Annotated in this window: 11 protein-coding genes, 2 tRNA genes, 3 rRNA genes and 1 pseudogene; 14 read left to right on the top strand and 3 right to left on the bottom strand. The window is 44.3% G+C overall.

All coding sequences use genetic code 11. From position 1 onward, the window contains the following. Positions 1 to 33: 33 nt before the first annotated feature. From BACINT_RS22765 to BACINT_RS22755, 3 genes are all read left to right on the top strand, one after another. The gene (locus tag BACINT_RS22765; RefSeq protein WP_007667720.1) at positions 34 to 837 is read left to right on the top strand and encodes an AraC family transcriptional regulator; all 804 of its coding nucleotides are present in this window, start codon (positions 34 to 36) and stop codon (positions 835 to 837) included. Between the two features lie 120 nt (positions 838 to 957). Next, positions 958 to 1,335: a VOC family protein gene (locus tag BACINT_RS22760; RefSeq protein WP_021968346.1), complete on the top strand. Its 378-nt coding sequence runs from the start codon at positions 958 to 960 to the stop codon at positions 1,333 to 1,335. Between the two features lie 57 nt (positions 1,336 to 1,392). Beyond that, complete coding sequence (locus BACINT_RS22755; protein WP_007667714.1) at positions 1,393 to 1,668, top strand: putative quinol monooxygenase; 276 nt, start codon at positions 1,393 to 1,395, stop codon at positions 1,666 to 1,668. An 85-nt stretch (positions 1,669 to 1,753) separates the two neighbouring features. Here the strand turns inward: BACINT_RS22755 and BACINT_RS24695 are convergent, their stop codons facing one another. The 3 genes and pseudogenes from BACINT_RS24695 to BACINT_RS22745 all read right to left on the bottom strand — a co-directional run bounded on the left by BACINT_RS24695 (position 1,754) and on the right by BACINT_RS22745 (position 2,514). Then, positions 1,754 to 1,909: a hypothetical protein gene (locus BACINT_RS24695; protein WP_227073330.1), complete on the bottom strand. Its 156-nt coding sequence runs from the start codon at positions 1,907 to 1,909 to the stop codon at positions 1,754 to 1,756. A gap of 45 nt (positions 1,910 to 1,954) precedes the next feature. Next, a pseudogene (locus BACINT_RS24690) lies at positions 1,955 to 2,146 on the bottom strand (DUF3795 domain-containing protein); the annotation flags it as partial. Then, the gene (locus tag BACINT_RS22745) at positions 2,146 to 2,514 is read right to left on the bottom strand and encodes an MmcQ/YjbR family DNA-binding protein (RefSeq protein WP_007667691.1); all 369 of its coding nucleotides are present in this window, start codon (positions 2,512 to 2,514) and stop codon (positions 2,146 to 2,148) included. The gene BACINT_RS22745 and the pseudogene BACINT_RS24690, both read right to left, overlap by 1 nt. 87 nt (positions 2,515 to 2,601) lie before the next feature. Between BACINT_RS22745 and BACINT_RS22740 the strand changes: the two genes are divergently transcribed. From BACINT_RS22740 to BACINT_RS22685, 11 genes are all read left to right on the top strand, one after another. Further along, a complete protein-coding gene (locus BACINT_RS22740; RefSeq protein ID WP_007667688.1) occupies positions 2,602 to 2,781 on the top strand; it encodes a hypothetical protein in 180 nt (59 codons plus the stop codon). A 15-nt stretch (positions 2,782 to 2,796) separates the two neighbouring features. Next, positions 2,797 to 3,570, top strand: coding sequence for a DUF5131 family protein (locus BACINT_RS22735; protein WP_044155436.1), 774 nt, complete (start codon positions 2,797 to 2,799; stop codon positions 3,568 to 3,570). An 84-nt stretch (positions 3,571 to 3,654) separates the two neighbouring features. Next, a complete protein-coding gene (msrB, locus tag BACINT_RS22730) occupies positions 3,655 to 4,713 on the top strand; it encodes a peptide-methionine (R)-S-oxide reductase MsrB (RefSeq protein ID WP_007667682.1) in 1,059 nt (352 codons plus the stop codon). 36 nt (positions 4,714 to 4,749) lie between these two features. Beyond that, on the top strand, positions 4,750 to 5,007 hold the full coding sequence (locus tag BACINT_RS24870) for a GNAT family N-acetyltransferase (protein WP_007667679.1): 258 nt from the start codon (positions 4,750 to 4,752) through the stop codon (positions 5,005 to 5,007). Positions 5,008 to 5,587: 580 nt separating this feature from the next. After that, positions 5,588 to 6,643 (top strand): DUF7833 domain-containing protein, encoded by a 1,056-nt coding sequence (locus tag BACINT_RS22720; RefSeq protein ID WP_232288783.1) that lies wholly within the window; start codon positions 5,588 to 5,590, stop codon positions 6,641 to 6,643. Between the two features lie 955 nt (positions 6,644 to 7,598). Beyond that, positions 7,599 to 9,121 (top strand): 16S ribosomal RNA (locus BACINT_RS22710). A gap of 169 nt (positions 9,122 to 9,290) precedes the next feature. Next, positions 9,291 to 9,364, top strand: a tRNA-Ile gene (locus BACINT_RS22705). Positions 9,365 to 9,395: 31 nt separating this feature from the next. After that, a tRNA-Ala gene (locus BACINT_RS22700) sits at positions 9,396 to 9,469 on the top strand. Positions 9,470 to 9,568: 99 nt separating this feature from the next. Continuing rightward, positions 9,569 to 12,451, top strand: a 23S ribosomal RNA gene (locus tag BACINT_RS22695). Between the two features lie 68 nt (positions 12,452 to 12,519). After that, a 5S ribosomal RNA gene (gene rrf, locus BACINT_RS22690) occupies positions 12,520 to 12,629 on the top strand. Together the 16S, 23S and 5S rRNA genes with 2 tRNA genes alongside form the textbook arrangement of a ribosomal RNA operon. 496 nt (positions 12,630 to 13,125) lie before the next feature. Then, positions 13,126 to 13,572 (top strand): hypothetical protein, encoded by a 447-nt coding sequence (locus BACINT_RS22685; RefSeq protein WP_044155171.1) that lies wholly within the window; start codon positions 13,126 to 13,128, stop codon positions 13,570 to 13,572. The last annotated feature ends 177 nt before the right edge of the window (positions 13,573 to 13,749 follow it).

Raw genomic sequence — 13,749 nt, 5'->3', positions numbered from 1 at the left:
TGCCGCAATAATCAAATCCCGTATATTTGCACTATGCAAACTTTCCGTATCGTAAAACCAGCTCCTGCATTGTCTCCCTATATCCGTTACTACTGGATATTGCGGGATGATGCCGCTTTGCCGGTATTGGAACGTACCTTGCCCGTCGGCTGTGTGCAACTGGTATTTCATAAAGGCAAACGCTTGATGTGCCTACAAGAGTCGCGGTTGCAACCGCAATCCTTTATTAGCGGCCAGTCTTTCGGTTTCTCCGACGTCGTGTCGACAGGAGTTATAGAAATGATAACGGTTGTCTTTCAGCCCTATGCGGCAAAAGTCTTTCTGCAAATTCCCCTGCATCTTTTCAACGGGCAGAATGTTTCTACGGATGAAGTGGAAGACAGGGAGCTTTCCGATTTATCCTACCGGATAACAGATACTCCGGATAACGACCAGTGCATCTGGCTGATTGAACAATTCTTTTTCCGTCGCCTGGCCTCCGGTTCCGAATATAACCTGAAACGGTTATCGACTGTTCTGGACGAAATCAATCTTCATCCGCAGGTAAACACCTTGCAACTTTCCGATGTGGCTTGTCTCAGCACCAAGCAGTTCGGCCGTGTCTTTACCGATTATATCGGTACCACCCCCAAAGATTTTCTTCGCATCGTGCGTATGCAGCGCGCCTTATACGTCCTGCAACAGAATCCTGGTTCACCTTTCGCGCAAGTGGCCTATGAATGTGGCTTCTCCGACCAGTCGCACATGATTAAAGAGTTTAAACTCTTCTCCGGTTACACCCCTGCGGAATACTTGTCTGTATGCGCTCCCGTTTCCGATTATTTTTCCACTCTCTAAAGACACTTTTTTTCTTCTCTCTAAAGATGTCCGTTTTCTTCTATGGAGGTTTCTCGTCTTGCCCTACTTTTGTCCTGTCTTTGCAAAGGCATAGTAATAACCCTTAAAAAAGAAACCAAAATGAAAAAGTTGATTGCATTTTTTGAGATTCCGGCTACAGACTTCCGTCGGGCTGTAGATTTTTATGAAACCGTGCTGAACATGAAACTTCCGGTCTTTGAGTGTGAACAGGAGAAGATGGCATGCTTCACCGAAGACGGTGAGACTGTAGGAGCCATCTCACAATCTTTTGACCTCCTGCCCGATTTTCAGCCTTCTGAGAAAGGTGTACTTATCCATTTCAATACGGATAACATAGCAACTACCCTTGAACGTGTGTTGCAGAAGGGCGGGAAAGTGCTCATTCCCTGCACGAAGATAGAAGCCGATGGCAAAGGTTATTTTGCAGTATTTGCCGATTCGGAAGGCAACCGCATCGGTATTTATGCAGACAAGTGAATCAGAGTTCCGACTTTTCTGTTTACATTTGCAGCGTACTTTTAAAATTCTACAAATATGATTAGACTGAATGTTTTTATTCAAGTAAGCGAAAGTAACCGTGCTGCGGTGTTGGAAGCTGCAAAAGAGTTGGTAGCATCTTCTTTGAAAGACAAAGGCTGCATTGCCTATGATGTTTTTGAAAGCGCTACCCGTAATGATGTCCTGATGATTTGCGAAACATGGCAGGATGCAGAATCGTTATCTGCCCATGAGAAAGCGGAACATTTCGTGACGTTGGTTCCCAAAATACAGGGATTGGCTTCCATGAAGCTCGAAAAGTTTGATTTCTGATATCAACAGAGGATATGCTCCACAAGGGGGATATCCTCTGAACTTTTTGCCACAGGTGTGTCAAGATAACGGAGAAGATAGAAGGCTATTTCTTCTTTTCCTGTTTGCAATAGATGCAATAATCATAATGTACGGTTCTTAGTTTGCCGCAATCCGGACAAGTATATTTCTCGTTTTGGCTGACAATGAATGCTTCTTCTCCTTTCTGCCTGATGTAATCGAGGTTTTCAAGAATATTCATCTTATATCTTAGCTGGTACTGTTTGTCTAAATATTTCAGTTGCTTGCAGGGGTATTCCATGCATTCAAAACAGTAATTTGTTTTCTTATCACAGTTGGATATAGCGCAGTTCAGACAACTTTTACGAATTACCCCAATTTTACTTCTGCAACCGGGGCACTTCTTTTTTACGTCCTGAAAGGCGTGGCATAACGTGCAATTGATACCACAAGGAGCAATTGTAGTTATGGACCCCATTATTTTAATGTGGTATAATATTCTTCCTGCTTCTTCTTAGGCAGTTTCTTTACCACCTCTTCTATGGAATGATTGATTAATTCCTTTATAAGACTGTCCGGCACATCACTCTCTAGGTAGATGGTAATCCAGTATTTCTTATCGGAGTAGGGGCCGAATGAAATACCGTTATACTGCTCCATCAGTTCTGCCGATCTGGCGGTATCGCATTTCGTATCCGCCCAGAAACGTCCCCCTTTAGGATTCAATGGGGCAAAAGTAAACATCTTATCCATGATTTTATAGACAAGTGTATGCTCGTCAAAGGGAAAACTCTCTGTTACCCCTTTGATACTTAAACAATATTCCCGATATTCTTCAATATTCATGATTTTACTCTTTTTTCATCTTATTCCGTCTCAAAGATACGATTTCTTTGCATACTTTTGTGAAAGTAACAATAAAAGCATAGAGCTATGGAGACAATAAACATTTTATCAGAAAATGAAAATTATACCGCAGTCAATATAGGCAGTATGAATGAACTGATGAAGCATACTTTAGTGCATTCAGTGAGCGGACGAATTGTAGAGGGTAAGGTTTTTTATATCATATTGCGAGGTTCCGGTTTCTTTCAAGTAGATGAAAAGTGGTAAAAGCAGATGTTGCGAATAGGTGTAAAGACGTCGATGTGGAATCCTTGGCACGGTTGTCATAAGTTTAGTACAGGGTGTCAGCATTGCTATGTTTATCGTACGGATGGTAAATATGGTAAAGATAGTTCTGTTGTAACAAAGACGGAAAAGTTCAATCTACCCATACAACAGAAGAAAAATAAAACATACAAGATACCTTCCGGTAATCTGGTCTATACTTGTTTTACTTCTGATTTTCTGGTAGAAGATGCTGACGTATGGCGTCCTGAAGCATGGGAGATGATGCGGTTGAGGCAAGATCTTCATTTCCTTTTTATCACTAAACGCATTGACCGGCTGAAGGATTGTTTACCTCCTGATTGGGGAGAAGGATATGATAATGTAACGATCTGTTGTACGATGGAAAATCAGGATCGGATTGACTATCGCCTGCCTATTTATAAGGCAGCTCCCATAAAGCATAAAATCATTATTTGTGAACCTCTTCTCAGTCGGATAGATTTCAGGGGAGAGTTAGGTGAATGGGTTGAGCAGGTTGTGGCTGGAGGAGAATCCGGTCGGGATGCCCGTATATGCGATTATGACTGGGTTTTGGAGATTCGTCGCCAATGCATAGATGCCAATGTAGGCTTCTGGTTCAAACAAACAGGCTCTTTTTTACTGAAAGAAGGAAAGGAGTTTAAAGTGGCCCGGCAGTTTCAGCATTCGCAGGCCCGTAAGGCAGAAATAAATTATGAGCCGGATCGCCCCTCTCTTATAGAAGAGAATACGGGTAATGTGATTTTGTAGTCCCCTGCGTTCAACTATCCTACCGGTTTGATTGTTATATATTCAATATATCAATAACATAAGATTTGTTGGAGAACTGAAGATATGAAACAACTCATATTTGTTTTTATATTGTTAACGAGTTGTCTGGCTTGTGCCAATAACCGCGCTGGGCAGACAGAAAAGAAAGAAGATATGAAATCAACTAAGGAAATTTATTTGGCAGGAGGCTGTTTCTGGGGAACCGAACACTTTCTGAAACTGATTGATGGCGTAGAGGCAACGCAAGTAGGTTATGCAAACGGCAATATTGCCAATCCGACTTATAAACAGGTATGTACCGGAACTACCGATTTTGCAGAAACCGTGAAAGTGCAGTATGATCCCGTGAAAGTGGACCTGCCTTTTCTTATAGATCTTTATTTCAAAACCATCGACCCTACCAGTGTAAACAAGCAAGGTAATGATAGGGGTACTCAATATCGTACAGGCATCTATTACACCGATCCGGCAGATTTATCGGTCATTCAGGAAACGGTACACCGTTTGGCTGCAACTTATACCCGTCCGCTGGCAGTAGAAATGAAGCCTTTGGAGAACTTTTATCCGGCAGAAGAATATCATCAGGATTATCTGGATAAGAATCCGGGTGGGTATTGCCATATCCATCCTGAGTTATTCGACTTGGCACGTAAGGCTAAAATGCAGAAGAAATCTGCCCCCGCTTATAGTAAACCGGATGATGCGGCCTTACGTTCCAAACTTACTCCGGAACAATATGCCGTGACTCAAAAGAATGCAACCGAGCTGGCTTTTCATAATGATTATTGGGATGAACACCGTCCCGGCATTTATGTAGACATCACTACGGGTGAGCCTTTGTTTGTTTCAACTGATAAGTTTGATTCCGGTTGTGGTTGGCCCAGTTTCTCAAAGCCGATTGACCGTAAACTTATTCAAGAGAAAATGGATACATCCCATGGCATGGTGCGTACAGAGGTCCGGAGTGCTGCAGGCGATGCCCACTTAGGGCATGTCTTTACAGATGGTCCAGCGGATAAAGGCGGTTTACGCTATTGCATCAACAGTGCTTCGTTGCGCTTTATTCCTAAAGATAAAATGAAGGTGGAAGGATATGGAGATTACATCGACTTGGTAAAGTGATGTTCCGTATCCGGATGATACTTATGTACGAAAAGGATGGAGTGCTTCTGGGGGTGTGGATATCTTATCCGTGTCCTTCCGGACAAAGAAATTTTAGATGTAGGAATGTGGGTGAATCCGGTATTTCGCAGGCAAGGGTATGCTACGCTCATAATTTCACATCTGAAGGAAACATGCTTGAAAGCGGGATATACTCCCATTGCGGGTTGTGCCGCTGATAATATCGTTTCGCGAAGAACGTTGGAAAAATGCGGGTTTATGACGAAGCATTGCGCTATCGTTTTTGAGTTTTAAAAACATTGTTTGCATTCGATATGTTATCATATCATAAATAAACAGTTTTCAAATAGTACGATTATGGCTAAAAAAGCCCTATTTGGAAGGTAAAGTATTTTTGTGGTAAAGGTTTCCATATTGTTTTGAGAAAGAGAATGAAGACTTGAATTGAGCAATGGAGTGCTTGTTGCAGTGTCACAGTTGTTTACGTGTGGAATATGAAGAGCGTATACCTTTCTTGACCCCATTAGTGCATCTGCTGGTCAGCAACAATGAGGGAGCAAGACTGTATGGATTTCGCGCACTTGCCAATACCCTGCATCTGCTTATAGATTTCATGGATGCGGATGGAAGTAGACATGTGATAAGCATTAAAGCGTTGAAAAACAGTTGTTCATGGTGCAAATCGAGTTGTATCCGAAGGACTGATTTCTGTTTCCTTTTTTGATTTCCAAATAATACAAAACGGCTTTTTTCGCGAAAAGTCGTTTTTGGTATATTGGTATATATGTCGGATCTTTGCAGAGTCAAAAAGATAAATTATTTAAAACAGAATTAAGCAGAAATGAATAAGCACTTTTACCTTAAACATGAGATTATGGCTTTCAATGATCCCCGCATCCAGAACATGCTCCGTCAGGAAGGCGGCAAGGCTTACGGCGCCTACTGGTATATAATGGAAAAGCTGAGCCTGCTGCCTGATATGGAAGCGGAGCTGAAATACCTGAAACCTTTTGCCACTCGTAATTTTACCTATCCTTATATGATGAAGATCGTTACGGATTTCGGTTTGTTCACCGTCACCGACAGTTGTTTTTCACCTGTGCAGCTCAATACGAAATGCGTTGTAGAACCGCAAAAAGCAGAAGAAAACATAGCGGAAAACAGTGGGCAAAATGGCAAAAAGTACCCGGACAATGATGTAAAACCGGGCAAAAATGCCGTCTTTTCGACGAAAAACAGGCAGACAATGGACAAAAATCGCGATGGAAATGAATCTGAAATAAATTGCAATACTCCGAATATCAGTGGCTTATCGAATGAAAATCTACAGCAAAAAGAGAATATAAGAGATATAATAACAACAGCAGCAAAAGAAAAAGAAATATCTGCTGCTGTTGATCGTAATGATACCAGTGTCCCTGCCGATACCGGTGTCTCCACCAATGCTTCCGTTGCTCCTTTTTCCGGCGGTAGTCCTCTTCGCGCCATTCGTCCCTGGCAGGAATTGGTGGACGGGCTGTGCCTGGAAAGCAGTTGGGCGGAAATCGCCTGCATGAAATCCGGCTATGGTGGTTTGTTGAACCGTCACTTCAAAGAGGCCGTAGGCTTTTTCAAGCAGCACATCCTGCTCTACGACAAAGGGCCGTCCTTGCTGAACAGCAGTGACGTACACCAGTATTTTGCTAATTTCACGGTTCCCGGCAGCCGTACCTCAGCCTTCCTGCATGCAGAGCTTTTGAAGCTGGAGGCTGCCGAGCAGAGCCATTCACTCGACCCTTACCGCTTCGAGAAGCGTATCGGTGGGCAGCGCACCTACATGGGTTGCCCCATCCCCGACGAAGCACCTCCCCGCCCGGAAGACAATGCTATCTGGAACGACCGGACGAAGCAATGGATTCTTCCCCGGCTTCGAAGCAAAGCGGCCTCGTGAAGTGACGAAATCCGTCTCACGGGACGGCACCACCTCGCCCCGTGGGATGACAAACATCCTTCCACGAGACGAAAAGAACGGTCTCGTGGGGCAAATCTTTGCATTGCGGCTTATCGTTGATACGAAATATGATTTAACCACGGAGCACTTGCGTTAGAGCTTCTCCGGTGTAGGCTATCTCAATTCCTCTTTCTCGCGTGCACGTATATATATAATGTATATCCTTCCGTGCCCGCCCACACCTCCTTTTAAAAATATGTTCTACAACATCCTTATCAATCAACGAGTTACAAATTAGTTTCAAAAAACTTGTGAAAAAATGATAGATATATTTGGATTGAATGGATATATGCGCTACTTTTGCACCCGCTTTCCAAGAGACGGAAAGCCTTGCAATTGACATTCTGACAGAAACGGCGTAAGAACTCTGACGTTTTTCTTTCCTTTTGCCTTAATTCCAACCAAGAATGCGGCAGTCGAAAAGAAATTTGAAAAAAAACTTCCGAAACATTTGGAGGTTATGTGATAAAGTTCTTACCTTTGCACCCGCTTTCCGAAAGGAATGCAATCGACGATTGACTTGCTGATTAAGAAACCGGTTTGCTAAGAACTCCTTTCTCTTCTTCTTTTACCTCCCTTTCGCAAAGAGAGACGACGAGAAAAAGAAAAAAGAAAAAAAACTTCCGAAATTATTTGGAGTATATGCTTAAAAGTTCTTACCTTTGCATCCGCTTTCTGAAAAGAAAATCAGTTTAAAAAAGAAGCGATCTTTGAAGAATTTACATAAACAATACAAGTAGTACAAGAGCAAGGTTACTGCATTTTTGGAGTAATCTTGGGTATAAAAAAAGAACCGTCAAGTAACTTATATATATAGGTAATTTGAAAACTTTTAATAGACCGAGCGTCCTGAACAGAGCAAGAATCGGTAGCAATACCGACTAACAATACTTTTACAATGAAGAGTTTGATCCTGGCTCAGGATGAACGCTAGCTACAGGCTTAACACATGCAAGTCGAGGGGCAGCATGACCTAGCAATAGGTTGATGGCGACCGGCGCACGGGTGAGTAACACGTATCCAACCTGCCGATTATTCCGGGATAGCCTTTCGAAAGAAAGATTAATACTGGATAGCATAACGAGAAGGCATCTTCTTGTTATTAAAGAATTTCGATAATCGATGGGGATGCGTTCCATTAGTTTGTTGGCGGGGTAACGGCCCACCAAGACATCGATGGATAGGGGTTCTGAGAGGAAGGTCCCCCACATTGGAACTGAGACACGGTCCAAACTCCTACGGGAGGCAGCAGTGAGGAATATTGGTCAATGGACGAGAGTCTGAACCAGCCAAGTAGCGTGAAGGATGACTGCCCTATGGGTTGTAAACTTCTTTTATATGGGAATAAAGTGAGCCACGTGTGGCTTTTTGTATGTACCATACGAATAAGGATCGGCTAACTCCGTGCCAGCAGCCGCGGTAATACGGAGGATCCAAGCGTTATCCGGATTTATTGGGTTTAAAGGGAGCGTAGGCGGATTATTAAGTCAGTTGTGAAAGTTTGCGGCTCAACCGTAAAATTGCAGTTGATACTGGTAGTCTTGAGTGCAGCAGAGGTAGGCGGAATTCGTGGTGTAGCGGTGAAATGCTTAGATATCACGAAGAACTCCGATTGCGAAGGCAGCTTACTGGACTGTAACTGACGCTGATGCTCGAAAGTGTGGGTATCAAACAGGATTAGATACCCTGGTAGTCCACACAGTAAACGATGAATACTCGCTGTTTGCGATATACAGCAAGCGGCCAAGCGAAAGCATTAAGTATTCCACCTGGGGAGTACGCCGGCAACGGTGAAACTCAAAGGAATTGACGGGGGCCCGCACAAGCGGAGGAACATGTGGTTTAATTCGATGATACGCGAGGAACCTTACCCGGGCTTAAATTGCAACTGACGGATTTGGAAACAGATCTTCCTTCGGGCAGTTGTGAAGGTGCTGCATGGTTGTCGTCAGCTCGTGCCGTGAGGTGTCGGCTTAAGTGCCATAACGAGCGCAACCCTTATCTTTAGTTACTAACAGGTCATGCTGAGGACTCTAGAGAGACTGCCGTCGTAAGATGTGAGGAAGGTGGGGATGACGTCAAATCAGCACGGCCCTTACGTCCGGGGCTACACACGTGTTACAATGGGGGGTACAGAAGGCAGCTACACAGCGATGTGATGCTAATCCCAAAAGCCTCTCTCAGTTCGGATTGGAGTCTGCAACCCGACTCCATGAAGCTGGATTCGCTAGTAATCGCGCATCAGCCACGGCGCGGTGAATACGTTCCCGGGCCTTGTACACACCGCCCGTCAAGCCATGAAAGCCGGGGGTACCTGAAGTACGTAACCGCAAGGAGCGTCCTAGGGTAAAACTGGTAATTGGGGCTAAGTCGTAACAAGGTAGCCGTACCGGAAGGTGCGGCTGGAACACCTCCTTTCTGGAGCGACGCTCAGAGTATAATGAGGCGCAAGCCAAGTATTATATTAAAAAAGTTGGTTCTTTAAGTCATGCTACCATAAGAACCTCTTGGACTACGAGTAATTGTTTATTTAAACATATAAAATGAGAAAGAAGAAGCCGAGCCGCAAGGCTAGGGTTTGACTGACAGTCCTATAGCTCAGTTGGTTAGAGCGCTACACTGATAATGTAGAGGTCGGCAGTTCAACTCTGCCTGGGACTACGCAGTTGGCAATCTGTTGGTTGCTTACTTCGGGGGATTAGCTCAGCTGGCTAGAGCACCTGCTTTGCACGCAGGGGGTCAACGGTTCGAATCCGTTATTCTCCACTCTACCTTTTACAGGTAAACGATCTTTGACATGATGTACAAAAAAAGTAAAGTTATAACAAGCTGAAAGTATATATCGAGCCATACGGCTAGGTAAGACTAAAAGTAAGCAAGGGCGCATGGCGGATGCCTTGGCTCTCGGAGGCGATGAAGGACGTGATAAGCTGCGATAAGCCGCGGGTAGGTGCAAATGACCTTTGATCCGCGGATTTCCGAATGGGACAACCCAATATCTTGAAGAGGTATTATCCTACTAAGTAGGAGGCAAACGCAGGGAACTGAAACATCTTAGTACCTGTAGGAAGAGAAAATAAATAATGATTCCCCTAGTAGTGGCGAGCGAACGGGGAACAGCCCAAACCATATGTGTTACGGCATGTATGGGGTTGTAGGACCACGTCGTGGGACGACAGTTAGTGAGTAGAATGATCTGGAAAGTTCAGTCATAGACGGTGATAACCCGGTATACGAAGCTAACTTAACCCTAGTGGTATCCTGAGTAGCGCGGGACACGAGAAATCTTGCGTGAATCTGCCGGGACCATCCGGTAAGGCTAAATACTCCCGAGAGACCGATAGCGAACCAGTACTGTGAAGGAAAGGTGAAAAGCACTTCGAACAGAAGAGTGAAATAGTCCCTGAAACCATGCGCCTACAAGCGGTCGGAGCAGCTTTATGCTGTGACGGCGTGCCTTTTGCATAATGAACCTACGAGTTACTTTTTCCGGCAAGGTTAAGGATCTTGAGATCCGCAGCCGAAGCGAAAGCGAGTCTGAACAGGGCGGATAGTCGGAAGGAGTAGACGCGAAACCAAGTGATCTACCCTTGGCCAGGTTGAAGGACAGGTAACACTGTCTGGAGGACCGAACCGATAAGCGTTGAAAAGCTTCCGGATGAGCTGAGGGTGGGGGTGAAAGGCTAATCAAACTTGGAGATAGCTCGTACTCCCCGAAATGCATTTAGGTGCAGCCTTGATTTATACTAATATGAGGTAGAGCGACTGATAAGATGCGAGGGCTTCGCCGCCTATCAAGTCTTGACAAACTCCGAATGCGTATTAGTTCTATATCAGGAGTGAGGGCATGGGTGCTAAGGTCCATGTCCTAAAGGAGAACAATCCGGACCATCAGCTAAGGTCCCGAAATAACCACTAAGTTGATCTAACGAAGTCAGATTGCTAAGACAGCTAGGATGTTGGCTTGGAAGCAGCCATTCATTTAAAGAGTGCGTAACAGCTCACTAGTCGAGGAGTTTGGCGTGGATAATAATCGGGCATAAGTGGTTTACCGAAGCTATGGGATGTTTAATACATCGGTAGGGGAGCATTCCACTCCGCGTCGAAGGTGAAGCGTGAGCTTTGCTGGAGCGTGTGGAAAAGCAAATGTAGGTATAAGTAACGATAAAGGGGGTGAGAAACCCCCTCGCCGAAAGACTAAGGTTTCCTGATCAACGCTAATCGGATCAGGGTTAGTCGGGTCCTAAGGCTCAGCCGAACGGTGAGGCCGATGGCAGAACAGGTTAATATTCCTGTACTACCTTAAAGAGTGACGTGGAGACGGAGGCGTGACAGTGCCGCGGACTGACGGAATAGTCCGTTGAAGGGTGTAGATGTTGATCGGGGTAGGCAAATCCGCTCCGAGAGTCGAACCTGATAGTATGGAGCGTTCTTCGGAACAATCCAATAGCGCATGTAATCATACTCCCAAGAAAATCCGCTAAACTTAATCTTTAAGGTACCCGTACCGTAAACGGACACACGTAGTCGGGTTGAATATACTAAGGCGCTTGAGTGATTCACGGTTAAGGAACTAGGCAAATTGACCCTGTAACTTCGGGATAAAGGGTCCCCACTGTAAGGTGGGGCGCAGAGAATCGGTCCAGGCAACTGTTTAACAAAAACACAGGGCTGTGCAAAATTGAAAGATGAAGTATACAGCCTGACACCTGCCCGGTGCTGGAAGGTTAAGAGGAGATGTCATCGCAAGAGAAGCATTGAATTGAAGCCCCAGTAAACGGCGGCCGTAACTATAACGGTCCTAAGGTAGCGAAATTCCTTGTCGGGTAAGTTCCGACCTGCACGAATGGTGTAATGATCTGGACACTGTCTCAACCGTGAGCTCAGTGAAATTGTAGTATCGGTGAAGATGCCGATTACCCGCGATGGGACGAAAAGACCCCGTGAACCTTTACTATAGCTTAACATTGAATTTGGGTAATTGATGTGTAGGATAGGCCGGAGGCTTTGAAGCAGGTACGCCAGTATTTGTGGAGCCGCTGTTGAAATACGGCCCTTTGGTTATTTGAGTTCTAACTCGTGATACGAGGACACTGTTTGGTGGGTAGTTTGACTGGGGTGGTCGCCTCCAAAAACGTAACGGAGGCTTCTAAAGGTGCCCTCACGACGATTGGTAACCGTCGGCAGAGTGTAATGGCATAAGGGCGCTTGACTGGGAGACTTACAAGTCGATCAGGTAGGAAACTAGAGCATAGTGATCCGGTGTTTCTGTATGGAAAGGACATCGCTCAAAGGATAAAAGGTACTCCGGGGATAACAGGCTGATCCCTCCCAAGAGCTCATATCGACGGAGGGGTTTGGCACCTCGATGTCGGCTCGTCACATCCTGGGGCTGGAGAAGGTCCCAAGGGTTGGGCTGTTCGCCCATTAAAGTGGCACGCGAGCTGGGTTCAGAACGTCGTGAGACAGTTCGGTCTCTATCTATCGTGGGCGTATGAAATTTGCGTGGCTCTGACACTAGTACGAGAGGACCGTGTTGGACTGACCTCTGGTTTACCAGTTGTGCCGCCAGGTGCATTGCTGGGTATCTAAGTCGGGATTGGATAAGTGCTGAAAGCATCTAAGTACGAAGCCAGCCACAAGATTAGATTTCTTAGGGTCGTCAAAGACGATGACGTTGATAGGATGCAGGTGTACAGGTGGTAACATCATAGCCGAGCATTACTAATTGCCCGTTCACTTTTGGTTCTTGCCTTGTATGGCGGATATATACGTTCAGTTTTCTGACTTTACTTTTTACATCGTGTCTGACTTATTCAGGTGACTATAGCATCAGGGTTCCACCTCTTCCCATTCCGAACAGAGAAGTTAAGCCTGATCACGCCGATGGTACTGCGTCAAGTGGGAGAGTAGGTAGTTGCCGTTTTTCAGGAAAGCCTCCATATCGAAAGATATGGGGGCTTTTTGTATTTACCCTCTACTGTTCTATTCAATTCTCCTCCTCCTGGAGGAAGAGTACCTGCAGGAAGAGGTGGCAGGTAAACAATATACTGCCTATTAATAATAAGAATAAGGAACCTTTTTCTCACCTACTCCCCTATCTTTTGTGTACTGATGGAAAGAATATTTAGTGCTGTTTTTACATTTTAATTGCATACTTATAATAGAATATGCATTGTTGTATTATCTTGTAATAGCACCTGATTATAGTTCGGAATTAATGATTAAAACTACTTAAAATCAAGAAATTATATCTTATCTTTGCTTTCGTATTTGGTGTTTTATTCGTACCTTTACTTCGTCTTAAAAGGTACTATAAATCCTTTATTTACTGAACATTATTTTTTTATTAAAAGAAAATTCGATTTTAGTAAAACAAAAAACAGTCATTAGCTGTTGTTACTAATAGAATTGAAAGCGACATGAGAACAACTGTAAAGACATTCTTGGTATTTGTGCTACTTATGGTGACCTATAGTCTCAGTAGCAGAGCCGTCAACTTTACGGGGATGGTTGATAAAGCAGCATCTACATGTGAGGTGAGTACTTCTTCATCATCATTAAAGAATGCTTCTTCAGATAATGTCGCTAATAATACACGAAGCTTATTTACTAATTCCAAGTTTATGTGGACTACGGATGCAGAACTTGGAAACAAACCTATCTCTGAAAGATATTCTTTTAATCCCTATCGTTTTCGCAGAGCTGTTGAAACTGCATCTTTTATGAAGGGGATTCTGTTAATTTCATCTCACCATAACTTATTGGTACACGATCAATCTAAATTATACTATTCAGATAAAGATCCGCATTACACTTCTTTTAGTAGTGAATACTACATCTATACTTTGCGGCGGATTGTGATTTAAACTTCCTTTTATTAGTTTTTCCTTTTTCCCTTTACTCCTTTCCCTAAATATGGCTGAAAGTAGGTGACCTTTTACAACCCTATGTCTTGGGGTGGGTTATACGGGTGTTAGCGGCGTGTTCATGCTGTGAAGGGGAGAACTATATCCATGCGCATAATTTTTAAAAATCAATTTTAA

The organism is Bacteroides intestinalis DSM 17393, assembly GCF_000172175.1.
Classification (GTDB): Bacteria; Bacteroidota; Bacteroidia; order Bacteroidales; family Bacteroidaceae; genus Bacteroides; species Bacteroides intestinalis.
Note: the sequence above shows the minus strand (reverse complement) of the source record. Positions and strands in the feature narration are given on the sequence as shown.

Bases quoted from the DNA above. Each gene is read 5' to 3' on its own strand.
- BACINT_RS22765 (WP_007667720.1), top strand. From the start codon at position 34: ATGCAAACTTTCCGTATCGTAAAACCAGCTCCTGCATTGTCTCCCTAT.
- BACINT_RS22760 (WP_021968346.1), top strand. From the start codon at position 958: ATGAAAAAGTTGATTGCATTTTTTGAGATTCCGGCTACAGACTTCCGT.
- BACINT_RS22755 (WP_007667714.1), top strand. From the start codon at position 1,393: ATGATTAGACTGAATGTTTTTATTCAAGTAAGCGAAAGTAACCGTGCT.
- BACINT_RS24695 (WP_227073330.1), bottom strand. From the start codon at position 1,909: ATGAATATTCTTGAAAACCTCGATTACATCAGGCAGAAAGGAGAAGAA.
- BACINT_RS22745 (WP_007667691.1), bottom strand. From the start codon at position 2,514: ATGAATATTGAAGAATATCGGGAATATTGTTTAAGTATCAAAGGGGTA.
- BACINT_RS22740 (WP_007667688.1), top strand. From the start codon at position 2,602: ATGGAGACAATAAACATTTTATCAGAAAATGAAAATTATACCGCAGTC.
- msrB (WP_007667682.1), top strand. From the start codon at position 3,655: ATGAAACAACTCATATTTGTTTTTATATTGTTAACGAGTTGTCTGGCT.
- BACINT_RS24870 (WP_007667679.1), top strand. From the start codon at position 4,750: ATGGAGTGCTTCTGGGGGTGTGGATATCTTATCCGTGTCCTTCCGGAC.
- BACINT_RS22720 (WP_232288783.1), top strand. From the start codon at position 5,588: ATGGCTTTCAATGATCCCCGCATCCAGAACATGCTCCGTCAGGAAGGC.
- BACINT_RS22685 (WP_044155171.1), top strand. From the start codon at position 13,126: ATGAGAACAACTGTAAAGACATTCTTGGTATTTGTGCTACTTATGGTG.